Genomic DNA, 17076 nt, shown 5'->3' with positions numbered 1-17076 from the left:
CTTCTGTCGCGAATGGCGCCGGCAAGGGTTTCGGGATCGCGTCTTCGCGCACCTGCGCATGTGAGAACCTGAGGCGGCCGCGTAGGTTACCGGCGGCGACACGGCCGTCATCGGTGGCGAACGCGCCCGCAACGCGGCTCCGCTACGATTCGGCTCGATGATCGATACGCAGTCCAGCCAACGACTCAGGGCGTTGGGCATCGGGCCGATGCACGAACAGGCCTACCTGTACCTCATCAGCCAGGGCCGCAGCCGCACCGCCCGCGACGTGGCCGACGCGCTCGGGGCTTCGCTCCGGGTGACCCGCGATGTGCTGCGCGGTCTGGAAGACCGCGCGCTGGTGACCCGCACCCTCACCCGCCCGCCGAGCTACGCGGCGGGCGCTCCGGAGTTGGCGCTGGAGACGCTCATCAGCCGCCGCACCGAGGACCTCGCACAGGTTCGGCTCTACGCCAAGGAGTTGCAGGGCGAGTTCCGCAGCGTCGCGGAGAGCGGCGCCGCAGCCGACCTCATCGAGGTCATCGTCGGCCGCGAGCAGCAGTTGCGGCACTACCTACACCTCATGCACAACACCGCGGCCACGCTCGACGCGTTGACGATGCCGCCGTATGTGGCCGGCGATGACGGCTCGGACTTCCTGTCCGCGGAGAGCGCCACCATCCGGCGGGGCATCCGCGTCCGCTCCGTCTACGAAGGCCGAGGGCTGACGGACGCGGTCACGCTCACCATCGTGGAGCGCAGCATCCGCATCGGCGAGGAGGTACGCGTGACCGACCGGCTGCCGATGAAGCTGTCGCTGTTCGACCGGCGCACCGGGTTCGTACCGCTCAACATCGACGATCCGGGGCTCGGTGCCCTCGTCGTGCACTCCTCGCCGCTACTGGACGCGCTCATCGCGCTGTTCGACAGCATCTGGAGCCGGGCGACCGCGCTGCGCCCGGGCGCCACGGGCTGGGTCGCCGACGGGATCGACGAGCGCTCCCGTCAGGTACTCAACCTGATGTCGGCCGGCCTCAAGGACGAGTCGATCGCCCGAGCGCTGAACATGAGCCGCCGCACGGTACAGAAGCACGTGACGAACACCATGACCCTGCTCGGCGCGCGTACCCGGTTCCAAGCCGCGTTGCTCGCCCGCGAGCGGGGCTGGATCGGGGAACCCGGTTGACGCCGGTGAGGTATCCGTTCGTGCCGAGGTCCAACCGGTTCCTGCGCCCCGGCCAGTACTGGGCGATCCCGCTGCGGGACGGGCGGGTCGCCTGCGGCCGGGTCATGCGGGTACCCGCGTTCGGGCCGACGGATCGGGTGGGGGCACGACCACGTGATGCGCCGGGCGAAGGAGGAGGTGCAAGCGGGTAGGACCGCGGCGGGAGGGAACGCGGCGGCAGCGATCGTGCCGCACTGCTCGGACGCGCGGGAGCTGCCCTTCGACGACGGCGTGTTCGACGCCGTCTACCTGGTAACCGCGCTCGGGGAGATACCGGAGCCGGCCCGGGTGCTCAGCGCGGCGGCGCGGGTACTGAAGCCGGGCGGGCGGCTGGTGGTCGGCGACATCAGCGGCATGACAGAGCACGCCTCCAACCTGCGGATCGCCGACATGACGGTGGTTGACAGCAGCGAGTTCGCTCTGGCAGTGTCGGCGCCGACCACGCGCTGGGGCGCGGGCACACTGCATGAGGGAATGACGCCAGTGATCCGGGTAGGCCGAGCGGCCGCCTGAACTCTGCCGCGCGACCGGACGACCGTCGCGCTGGCCGAATCACCGTTGGGGCGGTCCGACAATTTCTCGCCCAGTTCTCTCATGTCTCGAGGTTCACGTTGAACATGGATGTCCGCATCCAGCAGTCCGTCGTCGCCAACCTGTCCAGCCGGCCCGCCCCCACCGAGGTGGGGCCGTTCGTGATCGGGCTGGATCCTGGCACTACCAGTCCCAACATCAACTACGCGACGCCGCGTCCCGGCGCTGCCATACGGCGGCCGATGTCACCGCCCTGGTGGCCGCCTTCCGTGCGGCCGACCGCAGACCCCGCCTGGAGTACGTCACCAGTTGCGCACCTGGTCTGGAGGCCATGCTGGTCGCCACCGGGTTCACGGTGGAAGCGCGGCACACCTACCTGGTCTGCCTGCCCGACACGCTGAAGACGCCACCGACGCCTGGCGGTTTCGGCCTGAGCGAACCGGCCACCGAAATTCAGCGTGCTGCCTTGGTGAGCGCGCAGAACAACGCCTTCGGCGGCGAGCCGGTGCCATCCGAGGCGGATGTGGCTCGGCTTCGGCGCCTACAGACCGCTGGCGGTGTCGCCGTCATGGCCGTCACCGACAACGGCACATGCGCCGGAGGCGGTCAGGCGGTTCCGCCGAATGACGCGGTGAGCGAGGTGGCCGGCATCGCCGTGCGCACGCCCTACCGCCGCCAAGGGCTCGCGAGCGCTATCACCGCCGGAATAACCCGGCGGCTGTTCGCCACCGGCGCGGAGATCGCTTGGTTGGAAGCCTCCGGCGAGGACTCCTGGCGGGTGTACGAGCGGGTCGGCTACCGCCCCGCCGGTCAACGGCTCTACATCGCCGTGAACTGAGGTCCAACACAGAGGCCCGGGCCGAGGTTCACGACCAAGGCCCGGGCCGCAGCCTGCCGGCGCGTTCAGCGTTCGACTGGACAACGATGTGGACCGCGTCGATGTGGACCGCCTGCATGGTGCGCCAGGTCTGCCGTTCCGCCGGACTGACCGACACCGGCGTGGACGTGGGCGTCCGAGTCGACGCCATCAACGGCTCGATTCCAAACACGTTGCAGGCCGAACAGGACACATTCAAGCGGATGGCGATCCGCGACAACGTCGTGCCCTGGAAGGGCGAGGCATACCAACGCACCACGCACGTCTCAGCACCGGAATTGAGGAAGGACCTCACCGGCATGGTGCGCACCCTATTCGGCCAGCTATTTAATGCGGTCCACAGGCCTCGGCTCGGTCGTTCCGTAGCCCAGCTGCACCGACAAGGCGATCACGGAACATAGCGATGACCTATCTGCTCAGTCCCATGCGACGGGCCACGGCGGTGTCGCGCCGCCGACTGTCCAGCGCGCTACGCGACCTGGAACGCTTGGACGAGGCGGTCGTGGAGTTCGCGATCCAGCCGGTCTACGCGGCAACTGCTGGGCCCTCAGCAGCCCGTCCGCCCTGCAGGAGCGGGCCTACCTATCGACCTCACGGCCACCGGCCGTGCCGCTGACCGTCGACAACGATCACCGACAGGCGCCGAACGCTCATCGCGGCAAGTGCGGGCGTTATGCGGAAACGGGCATGCGGACACGCACCGGGTCACGCCGGGCCGCGGCCGACTCGGGCGCACAAACCGTGCCCCCGAGTCGGCGCGACTATCGGCAGCCTGTTACCGGCGGCCGGGTTTGACATTCACTTCTGCTTCTTTTGTCAGGCGGGTATGAACTGCCATTGCTGGTTGGTGCCGCCGTTGGTGGTCCATTGCACGACCTGTGCGCCGTCGCTGGTGGAGGCCGCGTAGACGTCGGCTGCGAGTGCGCTGCTGCGGTTGATGATGGTGTAGTAGCCGTCGCCGGTGGGTCGTAGGTACCACTGCTGGTTGGTGCCGCCGTTGGCTGTCCATTGCTGCAGTTGCAGGCCTTGTGTGCTGCTGCCGGCGTTGACGTCGAGCGCCTTTCCGGAGGTGGTGTAGCGCAGGGTGTAGGTGTCTTGTGTGGTGCTGATCGTCCAGGTGGGGGTGCCGCTCTGCTGGACGGTTTTGGCGCCGTCGGCGGTGGAGTTGCCGGCGATGGCGAGGGGTTTGCCGCTGTTGCGGTTGACGATGCGGTAGGTGCCCGGTGCGGGCCCGGTGCCACCGCTGCCAGCGAGGTTCAAGTACTCGACCGCGTCGGTGAAGACCGGGCTGCCGGACTTCGTGGTCGACAGTTGCAGGTACACGAGGCTACCGGTGGCCGGGGCGGTGAAGGTCACCGGTTGGGTGATCCGGGAGCCGAGCGGGACGGTCAGGGTGCTGCTGCCGGACGCGACGACGGTGCCGGTCGGGCTGTCGAGCCGGGCGGTCCAGGTGAAGCCGACCGCGGTGTTGGTGAAGTCGTCGTTGAAGACGGTGATGTTGCGGGTCACCGTGGCGTTGCGGGCGTAGCTGGGCACGGCCTGCGGCAGTGGGAAGGTGCCGTTGGAGTCCGAGGCGCCGGAGGCTGACCAGTACGGGAGGTCGACCGCGGCGACCGGGTTGAACGCCGCCTGGACGCGCTGGATCTGCGGGTTGCTCCACGGGTCGGGGAGGTTGTCGGCGCCGTAGATGGGGTGGCCGCCCTCCTCCGGGGTGAAGTCGGTGGACCGCACGCCGGGCACGACGCTGGCCCAGGCCGACAGCAGGGTGTACGGGCGCAGGTCGCTGGCGTTCTTGCCGCGCTTGGCCAGGGTTGCCGTGGCGAACCACATGAAGCCCTGCTTGTTGTTGCAGGCCGGCCAGATGAACTCGCCCTCGCCGTCGGGCCGCCCGTTCACGCTGACCAGGCCCTCCCCGTACCTGCCGAAGCCGTCGACGTAGTGCGGGATCACCGCGAAGTTGGCGTACGTCATCCCGGGATACAGGCTGACATTGTTGCCGACGCCCACCTCGACAATGACCGGCCGGGTGCCGTCGGCGCCGTTCATCGCCGTGTACAGGTCCTTCTCGAACTGTTCGGAATCCTGGCCGCTCTGGTTCGGCTCGTTGTTCTGACTCCAGCGGATGACCGCGGGGTGGTTGCGGTCGCGCAGGACCAGCGCACGGGCGTGGTTGACCATGTTGTCGTGCCCGGCGATCCAATCCTGCCCGGACTGGGAGCCGCGGATCGCGACCTCGTCGATGACCATCAGGCCCATCTCGTCGGCGACATCCAGCATGTACGGGCTCGCGGGCTCCTGGTGGACGCGGATCACGTTGTAGTTGAGGCGCTGGTTAGTTGTCCACCGTCTGGGGCCAGCCGCCGTTGCCGGACGACGGCGGCCGGAAGCCGGGCAGGGTGTCGTACGCGTCGCCCTTCCCGCCGTTGTCGATCCGGTCGTAGTCGGCGCCCTGGAGGTTGTCGCCGCGGAAGTTCACGCGCACGCCGTTGAGGTAGTAGTACTCGCCGTTCTGGGTGGCCTCGCGGAACCCGAAGCGGTACGTGGCGTCGCTGGTGTGCCCGTCGTCGGCGACGGCATGCACCGCCAGCCCGTGCAGCTGCGCCCGGTACCCCGACCGGTACGGCACGTTGGGCCACCAGTACGAGGTGCTGTCGAGGTTCCACGCGACCGGCCCGACGGTCACGGTCGCGGTCGAGTGGGCCGCCACGGTGACCGTACGGCTGGGCAGGTCCGGGTAGCTGAAAGCCGTTCCGTTGTTGGACGACAGTGAGCCGGTCAACGTCACCGACCGGGAACTGGCCGACGTGTTACGCACCGACACGTCGTAGCTCAACGTCTTGTTCGCCACCGACGTGCGCACGAATGTGTCGCTGACGTACACCGCCGGGTACACCCGCAGGAACGCCGAACGGTAGATCCCCTGGGGGACCGCCTCGGACCACTCGGCGGCGTCGGGCACCAGGTACCGGCCGTTGGATGCCTTCAACGCGCCGCGGCCCTTCACGTTCACCGTGATCGTGTGGGTGGTGCCGGGTGCTGCGTATGCGCTGATGTCGAAGTTCGACGGGGTGAACGCCGTGGTCTGGGTGGCGACCGCGCGGCCGTCGACCGACAGTGTGGCCTGGTGGTTGACGGCGCCGAACTCGATCCAGGTCGACTGTGGCTGCCCCGAGTCGGGCACGGTGATGCTGCGGGAGTACACCGCCTCGTTCACGTCGGTGAAGCCCTGCTTGTACCAGCCGCCGCCGGGCACCGCGATCGTGGTCGCCGCCCGGCCCGCGGGCGTGAAGGTCCACGTCCCGCTGAGGTCGACCGAGGCGATCGCGGCGTTCCCGGCCGCGACACCGTCGGCACCGGCGGCCGCCACGCCCCCCGTCGCGGCCAGGGCCGGCCCGTGGGCCGCCAGGGTCAGGCCGCCGAGGACCACGGCTGCGGCCAGCCCCCCGGCGGCAGCCGGCAACCAGCCGCGCCGGCGGACGTTCGAACGAAGCATGCCAACCTCCTGTGACTCTCCGACAGCTCCGCAACACCGGGTCAGGGCACAGTCTCAAGGCCGATGCCCGAACCGTTTCGACAAATCTGTCGGCGTCGCCGTCCACCCGGAAGGGCGGTTACGGCCCGGATACATAGGTATGCATTAATGGGCATATCGAGCGTGAAGTCAAGGTTTCAAAACCGTTACTTTCCTGCTCCTGATGCGTCGCAGGCTCCGAGTGGCCGCCGATGATTACGACCCTTCCGGAGGAGTAAGTTTCGCGCTCAGGCATTCCGTGTCGCCGACCTACCGACGCGGCGCCGATCAAGTAGCGAACCGATTCGCCCCTGCGGCGCCCAGCTGCGTGACACGTCGAAGGCGTGGACCGCCCTGCGATCCTCGGCGAAGTCGGCGGGCGGCCCGGCCGACCTGTTCGGTTCGAGAGTGGGGTTGGGGTGTTGAAAAGGAACATGCTGCGCCAGCGCCGCGGGCGGGTGGCGGGCTCTTGACCGCAAGCGTCTGATTGCGTAGACATGATAGCGCAGTCAAAGTAAACCTGGCAGCGCAGTCATACAGGACCGTGGCCGACCCGGTTCCCGCTGGTCGACTACCGCCGGTCAATGGCTCGTTCGACGCGGCCGCCGCGCCCGGAGGCCCGGTGGAGGCGCTGGTCGACTTCGCGATCGGGGCGGCGCCGGCGACGAAGCCCTCACCCGCAAGGGATGGTGGACCCAACCGGTGCGGGTCCGCCAGGGTTATCCGATCCACAGTTCCCGTGGCGGCGTCAACGCCTCGAGTTCGTCCCACAGTGCCGTGGGGATCGCATGGTTCAGCAGTGCCGCGGTCTCGGCCACCCGGGCCGGCGTGGAGATGCCCACGACCGTGGAGTCGATGCGTGGATCCCTCGTCGAGAACTGCAGGGCGGCCGCGGCCAGCGGCACGCCGTACCGCTGGCAGGCGGCCTGCATCGCGTTCGCGGTGCCGCCCATCGATATGTCGCCCAACCCGTAGGCGTACCTTGGTTGCGTCCCGGGCCCTTTCGCGAGCATGCCGCCGCCGTAGGGTGCCGCGTTGATGACGCCCATGCCGCGCGACCCGGCCGCGCCGATCACGGCCTCCGCGGAGCGGTCGAGCAGGGTGTACCGGTTGTGGGTCAGGAGCACGTCGAACGCTCCCGTTGCGACGTACTTCGCCATCTCGGCCAGGTTGCCGCCGGCAACTCCGATGTACGAGGCGAGGCCCCGATCGCGCAGTTCGACCAGCGCCTCCACCGGACCTCCGGGCGCGGCGGCCGCGTCGAACGGCATCACCTCGGGGTCGTGCAGGTGCAACAACTCGAAGTGGTCGAGCCCCAGGCGCTCGAGACTCTCCTCGGCGGAGCGGCGAACCCGCGCGCCGGAGTAGTCGCCGGTCCGCCGATCGCCATCGACCTTGGTCGCGAGGACAAATCCAGGCGGCAGCCCGCCGCGGCGCCGGATGGCCTCGCCGATCCGCCGCTCGCTGTCGCCGTCGGAGTAGGCGTTGGAAGTGTCCAGGAAGTTGAACGGACCGTCGAAGACGGCCTCCACGGCGGCGACGGCCTGCTCGGCGCTGACCTCGTAGCCGTAGAGGTGCGGCATGCTGCCCAGCGGACTGCCGCCGACGCAGACCGAGGTGACCTCGAGGCCGGTCGATCCAAGGTTTCGAGTATTCGTCCAGGAACCTGTCATGGCTGTGGCCTTCCGTTCCGGCGTCGGCGAACCGGAACGTATCACCAGGGGCCGAAAGTTGATCTAAACTCGGGGGCTGTTGCCGGGGTCGCGGCGGCCGGAACGATCTGCGGCGGTGGATGATAGACCTCGCACGGCTCCCCCGATCACCGCTTCGCCAGCGTTACGGGCGGGTTACGGGCGCTTGACGGCGAGCGTCTGGTTGCGTAGACATGACAGCGCAGTCATACAGGACTGTGGCCGACGACGGGAGAGGCCGTGACGCGACTGGCGAGGCCGGGTGGAAGCGCTCCGACGCCGCGCAGCGTGGACGTCGCGCGGCTGGCCGGCGTCTCCCAGAAGACGGTGTCCAGGGTCCTCAACGACGAGCCGTATGTCTCGGCCGACGTGCGCCGGCGGGTCCTGGACGCCGCCGAGGAGCTCGGCTACCGGCGCAACCAGGCGGCCCGGGCGCTGGCCTCCGGGCGGACCCGGTCGATCGGCGTGGTGACGCTCGGCAGCGCCTTGTACGGGCCGGCGTCGCTGCTCGTGGGCATCGAGCGGGCGGTCCGGGAGGTGGGCTACACGCTGCGGGTGGCCGCCACGATCGAGGGCGACCCGGGCGGCATCGCGGGCGCCCTGGCGTCGCTGCTGGACCAGGGCGTGGACGGCGTCGTCATCTCCGAGCCGATCGACGAGGGCGTCGGCCTCATCAGCGTCGACGTGCCGGTCCTGGTCCTCGGCGCGCCGCCCACCTTCGCCGCGCCGCAGGTGGTGACCGCCAGAGTCGGCGCGGGCCTGCTCGCGCGGGCCGCGACCGAGCATCTGCTGCAGTTGGGGCACGCGACCGTCCATCACCTGGCCGGCCCGCAGCGGTGGTATTCGGCACGGGACCGTGTCGCCGGCTGGCGCGAGGCGCTGCGAGCCCACGGCGCGGACGAGCCGCCGGTCGTCGAGGGCGACTGGTCGGCCGCGTCCGGCTACGCGGCGGGCCGGGAACTGGCCGGCGACGGCACCGTGACCGCGGTGTTCGCCGCGAACGACGACATGGCGATCGGTTTCATCCGCGCGCAGCTCGAGGCCGGGCGCCGGGTGCCCGAGGACATCAGCGTCGTCGGGTTCGACGACATCCCGGTCGCCGCCTACGTCACTCCCCCGCTCACCACCGTGCGGCAGCCGTTCGACGAGGTCGCGCGGCAGGGCCTCGCGCGGCTGGTACACGTCATCGAGAAGCCGGACGTCGAGCTTCCACCGGCGGCCGACCAACCGGTCGAGCTCGTCGTCCGCGCCTCGACGGCGCCACCACCGCCCCGGCCGATCCCGGGACGTGGCCGCCGAGCGATCCCCCACGCCCACGGTGGCCCGCACGGTCGGCCCGCCGGCAGCGAAGTCCCATCCACCCAGCCCTGATCAGCGTCGATCTGTCCACCTACGGCGGCACGTCACCCGAGGCCCGCACCGGCCGCCGCTGACGAGCGGCGGTAGCACCCGCGCGGACGCGCACCTCTCTCGATACCCCCTGTCCCCAGCACGCCGTTGCCCGGCGCGCCGGTACCCCCTGCCCTTTGACGGGAGTTCACCATGGCCACATCGTCCCCACAGATCCCGGTAAGCCGCCGAACCTTGCTCGCCTCGGCCGGAGCGGTGTCGTTGAGTGCCGCGCTGGCCGCGTGCGGCGACGACGGCAAGGGCGGCGGTACCTCCGCCACCACGGCGGTGAGCCAGGCCGACATCGACAAGGCGATGTCAACCGCGACCGAGCTGACGTTCTGGACCTGGGTTCCGGACATCGCGCAAGAGGTGGCGCTGTTCGAGCAGAAGTACCCGGCCGTCAAGGTCAAGGTGGTCAACGCCGGTCAGGGCGCCCCGGAGTACACCAAGCTGCGCACGGCCTTACAGGCCGGCACCGGTGCTCCCGACGTGGCGCAGATCGAGTTCCAGTACATCCCGACCTTCACCATCACCGACAGCCTGCTGGACCTGCGCCCGTACGGCGCGGCGGCGCTGAAGGACAAGTTCGTGGACTGGACGTGGGCGCAGGTCAGCGGGCCCAACGGCGAGGTCTGGGCGATCCCGCAGGACACCGGTCCGATGGGCATGCTGTACCGCCAGGACATCTTCGACCAGTACGGCATTCAGGTCCCGAAGACCTGGGACGAGTTCGCCGCCGCGGCCCGCAAGCTCCATGCCGCCAACCCGGAGGTCTACCTGACCAACTTCTCGTCGAGTCAGCCCGCCGCCTGGCACGGGCTGCTGTGGCAGGCGGGCGGCAAGCCCTACGTGAAGTCCGGCAAGAGCACCATCGCCATCCACGTCAACGACGCGCCGTCCAAGAAGCTCGCCGCGTACTGGGGCGGGCTGGCCAAGGAGGGCGTCGTCGGGATCGAGCCGGACTTCACCGATCCGTGGTTTGCCGCGCTCAACAGCGGCAAGTACGCCACCTGGCTCACCGCGGCCTGGGGACCGGTCTTCCTCTCCGGCTCGGCGAAGTCCACCTCGGGCAAGTGGCGCGCTGCCCCACTGCCGCAGTGGGACGCGTCCATGCCGCAGTCGGGCAACTGGGGCGGTTCGACGAGCGCGGTCATCAAGTCGACCAAGAACCCGATCGCGGCGGCGGTGTTCGCCCAGTTCCTCAACACCGACCCGGACAGCGCCAGGCTGTTCGCCACCAAGCAGTTCTTCTTCCCGGCGACGAAGGCGCTGCTCGCCGACCCCGCCTACGTCGGTGACACTCCCGCCTTCTACGGCGGCCAGAAGGTCAACGAGGTCTTCGCCGGGATCAGCAGCACCGTCAACACCGCGTTCCAGTGGCCCCCGTTCCTCGACCGGGTGGAGGCGGACTTCAAAGAGACCGTCGGCAAGTCCCTCACCGATAAGACCGACGCCGTCACCGCGCTCGACGAGTGGCAGACCCGGATCACCACCTTCGCCAAGGGCCAGGGCTTCACCGTCCAGTAGCAGCCGGCGGGTTCCGCGGCCGGCGCCGGCCGCGGCACCCGGCACCCTCGACCGAAAGGCCCGACGATGACTGCCATCACCGCACGGTCTTCCCGGCGCACGGCCGGGCCGCTGTTCGTCGCCCCGTTCCTGCTGCTGTTCGTGCTGCTCTTCCTCGCCCCGCTCGGCTACGCCGCCTACCTGAGCCTCTTCGAGCACAAGCTCATCGGAGGCACGACGTTCGTCGGGCTGGACAACTACGTCACCGCCGTCAAGGACCCGCAGCTGATCCACGGCGTGCTACGGGTCGCGACCTTCTTCCTGATCCAGGTGCCGGTGATGCTAGTCCTGGCGCTGCTCTTCGCGCTCGCGCTGGACAGCGGCCTGGTGCGGCTGGCGCGCGTGGTCCGGCTGGGCATCTTCGTGCCCTACGCCGTACCGAGTGTGGTCGCCTCGCTCATGTGGGGCTACCTCTACGGGCCGGACTACGGCCCGTTCGCCCAGCTGAGCAAGGCGTTGCACGTGCCGGTCCCGCACTTCCTCAGCAGCGGCTGGATGCTCGGCAGCCTGGGGAACATCGTGACGTGGGAGTTCGTCGGGTACAACATGATCATTCTCTACGCCGCACTGCGCGCCATACCGCACGAGCTCTACGAGGCGGCGGCGGTCGACGGCGCCGGCGCGTGGCGGATCGCCTGGTCCATCAAGCTTCCCGCGCTGCGGCCGGCGCTCATGCTCACCCTGGTGTTCTCGGTCATCGGCAGCTTCCAGCTGTTCAACGAGCCGAACCTGCTGCAGCGCCTCGCCCCCGCGGTCATCGACAGTGCCTACACCGCCAACCTGTACGCCTACTCCCTCGCCTTCATCAGCCAGCAGATCAACTATGCGGCCGCGGTGTCCTTCCTCCTCGGGCTGGTCATCGTCATCGTCTCCTACGCCGTCCTGCTCACCGTGAACCGCAGGAGGACCTCATGACCACCACCGCCCCGGCCGCTCCGACCGCCGCGGCGACCGGCCGGGCACGCACCGCCACGCGGCGCCGCTGGCCGGCCAGGCGGCGCAGCACCCCGCTGACCATCGCCATGTTCGCCGCCCTGGCGTACTTCCTGCTGCCGCTGTTCTGGTTGGCGGTGGCCTCGACGAAGAGCACGCAGGACCTGTTCAGCACGTTCGGGCTGTGGTTCTCCCGGTCACCACAACTGCTGTCGAACATCCGGGCGACGCTGACCCACGACCACGGGGTCTTCCTGCACTGGATGCTCAACACCATGCTGTACGCGGTCGTCAGCGCGGTCGGGGCCGCGCTGCTGGCGGCCGCCGCCGGGTACGGGTTCGCCAAGTTCCGGTTCCGTGGCGACCGCGCCGGATTCAACCTGGTGCTCGGCGCCATCATGGTGCCGACCACCGCCTTGGCGATACCGACGTACCTGCTGTTCGCGAAGGTCGGCCTGGTCAACACGCCCTGGGCCGTGATCCTGCCCTCGCTGGTCAGCCCCTTCGGCCTGTACCTCATGCGCATCTATGCGCAGGACGCCGTCCCGGACAGTCTCATCGAGGCCGCCCGCCTCGACGGTGCCGGCGAGGCCCAGATCTTCGTCCGGATCGCCCTGCGGCTGCTGGCTCCCGGGCTGGTGACCGTGGTGCTCTTCACCCTCGTCACGACCTGGAACAATTACTTCCTCCCGCTCATCATGCTCAGCGACCCCAGCCTGTACCCGATCACCGTCGGCCTCTCCTCCTGGGCCTCCCAGACCGCAGGGGGCGGATCCGGCGCGAACAGCGAGACGGTCGTGCTCGTGGTGACCGGATCCATGCTCTCGATCGTCCCGCTCGTCACGGCCTTCCTGCTGCTGCAGCGGTACTGGCAGAGCGAGCTGGCCACCGGCAGCGTCAAGCAATGACCGACCGCTCCACCTCGGAGGTTCCCCCCATGGCGGTGCTCCCCGCCCGCGTCCTGTTCGGCGCCGCGTACTACGTCGAGTACCAGCCCTACGAACGGCTCAAGACCGACCTCGACCTGATGGTCGACGCCCGCTTCACCGTCATCCGGGTCGGCGAGTCGGTCTGGTCGACCTGGGAACCGGAGAACGGACGGTTCAACCTCGAGTGGCTCCAGCCGGTGCTCGACGGTTCACACGAACGCGGCATCTCCGTCATCCTCGGCACGCCCACCTACGCCGTGCCGCCGTGGCTCGCCCGGCAGTACCCGGAGATCGCCGGCGAGCGGGCCACCGGGCAGCGCATCGGATGGGGCGCGCGGCAGGAGGTCGACTTCACCCACCCGGGCTTCCGGTTCCACGCCGAGCGGGTCATCCGGCAGATCGTCGGCCGGTACGCCGGCCACCCCGCGGTCATCGGGTTCCAGGTGGACAACGAACCCGGCAACGAACTGCTGCACAACCACGGCGTCTTCCAGCGATTCGTGGACCACCTGCGCACCACCTACGGCGACGTCGAGACCCTCAACCGCGAATGGGGCCTGGTCTACTGGTCCCACCGCCTCTCCACCTGGGCGGACCTGTGGACCCCGGACGGCAACGCCCAGCCCCAGTACGACGTCGCCTGGCGGGCGTTCCAGGCCCGCCAGACGACCGAGTTCATCGGCTGGCAGGCCGGCATCGTCCGGGAGTACGCGCGCGGCGACCAGTTCGTCACCACGTGCATCTCCTACGGCCGGCCCGCGGTGCACGACGACGAGCTGACCGAACACCTCGACGTCGCCGCCGGCAACCCGTACTACGTCATGCAGGACGCCCTGGCGCTGCCGGACCGCGACCACGACGACGTCGAACAGCACTGGAAGACCACCGGGGTGTGGGCGCTGTACCAGACCGCGGACCGGATGTTCTCGTCGCGCCAGGCGCCGTTCCTGGTCACCGAGACCAACGCCATGTCCATCGGCATGCCGTGGGACAACCGGTCGGCGTACGACGGCCAGTGGCGGCAGGCGGCCTGGGCGCTCGTCGCGCGCGGGGCGCAGATGATCGAGTACTGGCACTGGCACACGCTGCACTTCGGCGCGGAGACCTACTGGGGCGGGATCCTTCCGCACAGCGGCCGGCCGGGCCGCACGTACGCGGAGCTGTCCCGCCTCGGCGCGGAACTGGACGCCGCCGGCGCGCTCGTCGCCGCCCTCGAACCCGACGCCGACATCACGATGGTCTACTCGATGCCGAGCAAGTGGCTCATGCAGAAGTACCCGCCGCTGTCGGCCGCGGACGGTGGACCGGACGCCGCGGCGTACCACGGCATCTTCGATCCCTTCTATCGCGGCGCATTCGACGCCGGCCGGCAGGTGCGCATCGTCCACGCCGCGCAGTTGCACGACCCGAGCGGTGAGCGGGCCGGCCCGACGCCGGAGTCGGCCGCGCGACGGCATCCGGTCCTGGTCGTCGCGGCGCTGTACGTCGCCGACGACGCGACGCTCGACTGGCTCGCCGACTACGCGGCCGCCGGCGGCCACCTCGTGCTCGGCCCGCGGACCGGCTACGCCGACCACGAGGCCCGCGCGCGACACGAGCCGGCGCCCGGACGGCTCGTCGAGGCCGCCGGAGTCCGCTACGAGGAGTTCAGCAACCTGGTGCGCGACGTCCCGGTCCGTGCCGCCCCGGGCCGGCCGCTCGACCTGCCGGAGCGGGCGGCGGCGACGCGCTGGGCCGACGGCCTCACCGTCGTGGACGCCGAGGTGCTCGTCGAGTACCACGATCCGCACTTCGGCCGCTGGCCGGCGGTCACCACCCGCCGCCACGGCGCGGGCCGGGTCACCTGCGTCGGCACGGTACCCGGACGCGACCTCGCCCAGGCCCTCGCCGCATGGCTCGCGCCGGTGCCGACCGGCGGATGGCACCGCCTCCCGGCCTCCGTCACGGCCACCACCGCCACCTCCCCGGACGGGCGCCGGGTCCACGTCGTGCACAACTGGAGCTGGGAACCCGTCGCGGTCGAGGCGCCGGTGCCGCTGACCGACGCCCTGACCGGTGCCACGGTCGCGCCGGGCACGGCGGTGCACCTCGGCGCGTGGGACGTGCGCGTCTTCGCGTCGGCCGGAACCGAAGCTTCTGGCTGACACCGCACCTGGCGGGACGAGCGCGTGCCGCCTACCAGGCCGCGAAGACCGATCTGCTGGCACGCCTGAACGCCGCCCAACCATCCCGCGAGGACTGACATGATCGAGAAACTGCAAGCCAACTACGGCTTCCACCGCATGCCGTTCGGCCGGGACCTGGCACCAGGCATGCTTCTGATCGGGGTCCGCGGCATCCACGAGGAGATCGGCGGCGCGTTCGGTCAAGCCCCCTCGCACCTGAGCTCCCGGTTGATCACCCAGACCGGCAAAGCCCTGCTCGCCGAACGCGAGGAACGCAGCCGCACCCCGTCCTCGTCCTCGACTAGGCGCACCTGCTGACCGACGAACAGCTCGAAACGATCCGGATGCTGACCAACCAGGGCATGGGCCAGGACTCCCCACTGGCCTGCCTGCTCGTCGGGCAGCCGACCCTGCGCCGGACCATGAAGCTCGCCGTCCTGGCCGCGCTGGAGCAACGGACCGCGTTGCGTTACACCATGCCCGGCATGACCGCGACTGAGACTGGCAGCTACATCGCACACCACGTCAAGCTCGTCGGCCGCCCCGACCAACTCTTCACCGAGGACGCGCTGAACAACGTTTGCGACGTTCGTCGTTGACCCTGAGCCGGCGGTAGGGCGGCGTGACACCGTGCATCGAAGTCGAGCGTTATGGGCGCCGTCCGGTTGCGAACCTAAACGCCCCGAGCGCCGAATCGGTCGCGCGCTCGGTCTGCGGTCTGGTTCGCATCACGACGGTGTCGAGTAGGTGCGATCGGGGCACCGATGAGAAATGGCGCCGGCAGTCGTCTAGATATGGATCGGTGAACGCGGGGCGCGCATCAAGGGAGAGCAACGAGATGAGACCACTTCGATACTCGATCAACGTCACGCTCGATGGCTGCTGCCATCACGAGGCAGGGCTCCCGCCGGACGAGGAGTCGATGCGCCACTGGACCGCTGAGATGGAACGAGCCGATGCCCTGCTGTTCGGCCGGGTGACCTACGAGATGATGGAGTCGGCGTGGCGGAAGCCGGCCACGGGCACGTGGCCTGACTGGATGGGTGAGTGGCAGATCCCATTCGCCGAGACCATCGACCGGGCGAAGAAGTACGTCGTGTCGAGCACGCTGAGCGGGGTCGATTGGAATGCCGAGCTGGTGCGAGGCGACTTGGGGCAAGCGGTTCAGCAGCTCAAGCAGGAGCCAGGCGAGGGCCTGTGGGTGGGCGGCGTGACGCTCCCCCTGGCGTTGGCAGAACTGGGACTGATCGACGAGTACGAGTTCCTTGTGCAGCCGGTCCTTGCCGGACACGGGCCGACGTTGCTCGCCGGTCTGCGCGAGCGCATCCAGCTCGAGCTCGTGCACCGCCATGCGTTCCGGTCGGGGGCGATCGCCCTGCGATACCGACCCACGCGAGCTCCGGATTGACGTGATCTGTCCTGGCACGTTGGCCGCTGCCATGCGACGGAACGACGGCTCGGGGTCGCGTTGCCCCGCGCCGGCCGTGCCCCCGAACGCGCGGACATATCGACAGGAGACATCGCCCCGAGGTGCCGGTAGCGGACGGGGCAAACGTTGCCTGACGTGGCACTAGTGTCCTGCGCCGGAAATTCGTCGGCAAAATCGGGCGAGTGATTCCAGGATCTCTTCTGCGGTTTTAGTCCAGATGAACGGTCGTGGATCGCTGTTCCAAGTGGCGATCCACGACCGGATGTCCGCCTCGAGTGACTGGACGCTGGTATGCGTGGATCGTGTCGAGCAGGTGGGTGAAGCGGGTGCAATCGTTGACATTGCCGCCGGTGAGCACGAAGCCCAAGGCTCGTCCGGCACCGTCACAGACCAGGTGGATCTTTGTGGTCAGTCCACCTCGGGATCGTCCGATGGCGTGAGCCGGTTCCGGCCCGCTGTCCGGTTCGCCGAGTTTTCGCCGCCCCCTTTGCCGCCGCCGGCGGTGTGCTGATGCGCTCGCACGATCGTCGAGTCCACCGACACCAGCCAGTCGATATCCCCGGCCGCGTCAGCGTCGGCGTGCATCCCGGCCAGCATCCGCGCGAACGTCCCGTCCAGCGCCCACCGCCGGAACCGGGTATACACCGACTGCCACGACCCGTACCGGTCCGGCACATCACGCCACGGCGCACCCGAGCGCACCTTCCACACAATCCCGTTGAGGACCCGCCGGTCGTCCTGCCGCGGCCGGCCACCCGTCACAGCCGACGGCAAATACGACGACAACAACTCCCACTCAACATCCGTGAGCTCATACCGACGGATTGGGCTTCCCCCCGGGATGTGGA

Annotated in this window: 16 protein-coding genes and 2 pseudogenes; 12 read left to right on the top strand and 6 right to left on the bottom strand. The window is 69.3% G+C overall.

What is annotated here, in order from left to right:
• Positions 1–157 precede the first annotated feature (157 nt).
• From ACPPVO_RS23910 to ACPPVO_RS23895, 4 genes are all read left to right on the top strand, one after another.
• A complete protein-coding gene (locus ACPPVO_RS23910) occupies positions 158–1165 on the top strand; it encodes a helix-turn-helix transcriptional regulator (RefSeq protein WP_426513387.1) in 1008 nt (335 codons plus the stop codon).
• A gap of 156 nt (positions 1166–1321) precedes the next feature.
• Entirely contained in the window at positions 1322–1717 is a 396-nt protein-coding gene (locus ACPPVO_RS23905; RefSeq protein WP_426513386.1) for a class I SAM-dependent methyltransferase, read from the top strand.
• A 349-nt stretch (positions 1718–2066) separates the two neighbouring features.
• Positions 2067–2573 carry a GNAT family N-acetyltransferase gene (locus ACPPVO_RS23900; RefSeq protein WP_426513385.1) on the top strand — a complete coding sequence of 169 codons (507 nt, stop codon included), beginning with the start codon at positions 2067–2069 and terminating at the stop codon, positions 2571–2573.
• Positions 2574–2689: 116 nt separating this feature from the next.
• Positions 2690–3013, top strand: coding sequence for a hypothetical protein (locus tag ACPPVO_RS23895; RefSeq protein ID WP_426513384.1), 324 nt, complete (start codon positions 2690–2692; stop codon positions 3011–3013).
• A gap of 415 nt (positions 3014–3428) precedes the next feature.
• On the opposite strand, the gene ACPPVO_RS23890 is transcribed toward ACPPVO_RS23895, so the two are convergent.
• The 3 genes from ACPPVO_RS23890 to ACPPVO_RS23880 all read right to left on the bottom strand — a co-directional run bounded on the left by ACPPVO_RS23890 (position 3429) and on the right by ACPPVO_RS23880 (position 7796).
• Entirely contained in the window at positions 3429–4925 is a 1497-nt protein-coding gene (locus tag ACPPVO_RS23890) for an RICIN domain-containing protein (protein WP_426513383.1), read from the bottom strand.
• Positions 4926–4944: 19 nt separating this feature from the next.
• Positions 4945–6105: a sugar-binding domain-containing protein gene (locus ACPPVO_RS23885; protein ID WP_426513382.1), complete on the bottom strand. Its 1161-nt coding sequence runs from the start codon at positions 6103–6105 to the stop codon at positions 4945–4947.
• 737 nt (positions 6106–6842) lie between these two features.
• A complete protein-coding gene (locus ACPPVO_RS23880) occupies positions 6843–7796 on the bottom strand; it encodes an aldo/keto reductase (RefSeq protein ID WP_426513381.1) in 954 nt (317 codons plus the stop codon).
• Positions 7797–8102: 306 nt separating this feature from the next.
• Here ACPPVO_RS23880 and ACPPVO_RS23875 point away from each other — a divergent pair, with 306 nt between their 5' ends.
• From ACPPVO_RS23875 to ACPPVO_RS23840, 8 genes are all read left to right on the top strand, one after another.
• Positions 8103–9185 carry a LacI family DNA-binding transcriptional regulator gene (locus ACPPVO_RS23875; protein ID WP_426513380.1) on the top strand — a complete coding sequence of 361 codons (1083 nt, stop codon included), beginning with the start codon at positions 8103–8105 and terminating at the stop codon, positions 9183–9185.
• A gap of 240 nt (positions 9186–9425) precedes the next feature.
• Positions 9426–10733, top strand: a complete 1308-nt coding sequence (locus tag ACPPVO_RS23870) for an ABC transporter substrate-binding protein (RefSeq protein WP_426513379.1) — start codon at positions 9426–9428, stop codon at positions 10731–10733.
• Between the two features lie 66 nt (positions 10734–10799).
• Positions 10800–11687 carry a carbohydrate ABC transporter permease gene (locus ACPPVO_RS23865; protein WP_426513378.1) on the top strand — a complete coding sequence of 296 codons (888 nt, stop codon included), beginning with the start codon at positions 10800–10802 and terminating at the stop codon, positions 11685–11687.
• Positions 11684–12613 (top strand): carbohydrate ABC transporter permease, encoded by a 930-nt coding sequence (locus tag ACPPVO_RS23860; protein WP_426513377.1) that lies wholly within the window; start codon positions 11684–11686, stop codon positions 12611–12613. The genes ACPPVO_RS23865 and ACPPVO_RS23860 overlap by 4 nt, the downstream gene beginning before the upstream one ends.
• 29 nt (positions 12614–12642) lie before the next feature.
• Positions 12643–14778: a beta-galactosidase gene (locus ACPPVO_RS23855; RefSeq protein ID WP_426513376.1), complete on the top strand. Its 2136-nt coding sequence runs from the start codon at positions 12643–12645 to the stop codon at positions 14776–14778.
• Between the two features lie 99 nt (positions 14779–14877).
• The gene (locus ACPPVO_RS23850) at positions 14878–15117 is read left to right on the top strand and encodes a hypothetical protein (protein WP_426513375.1); all 240 of its coding nucleotides are present in this window, start codon (positions 14878–14880) and stop codon (positions 15115–15117) included.
• Between the two features lie 26 nt (positions 15118–15143).
• Entirely contained in the window at positions 15144–15398 is a 255-nt protein-coding gene (locus ACPPVO_RS23845; RefSeq protein ID WP_426513374.1) for a hypothetical protein, read from the top strand.
• A 239-nt stretch (positions 15399–15637) separates the two neighbouring features.
• Entirely contained in the window at positions 15638–16207 is a 570-nt protein-coding gene (locus ACPPVO_RS23840; RefSeq protein WP_426513373.1) for a dihydrofolate reductase family protein, read from the top strand.
• A 162-nt stretch (positions 16208–16369) separates the two neighbouring features.
• Here the strand turns inward: ACPPVO_RS23840 and ACPPVO_RS23835 are convergent.
• The 3 genes and pseudogenes from ACPPVO_RS23835 to ACPPVO_RS23825 all read right to left on the bottom strand — a co-directional run.
• Positions 16370–16531, bottom strand: a pseudogene (locus tag ACPPVO_RS23835) (IS630 family transposase); the annotation flags it as partial.
• A gap of 28 nt (positions 16532–16559) precedes the next feature.
• Positions 16560–16622: pseudogene (locus tag ACPPVO_RS23830) on the bottom strand (hypothetical protein); the annotation flags it as partial.
• 14 nt (positions 16623–16636) lie between these two features.
• On the bottom strand, positions 16637–17017 hold the full coding sequence (locus ACPPVO_RS23825; protein ID WP_426513372.1) for an IS5 family transposase: 381 nt from the start codon (positions 17015–17017) through the stop codon (positions 16637–16639).
• Positions 17018–17076: the final 59 nt, after the last annotated feature.

It is taken from the genome of Dactylosporangium sp. McL0621 (assembly GCF_049995355.1).
GTDB lineage: Bacteria > Actinomycetota > Actinomycetes > Mycobacteriales > Micromonosporaceae > Dactylosporangium.
This window is presented reverse-complemented; position numbering and strand designations above follow the sequence as displayed.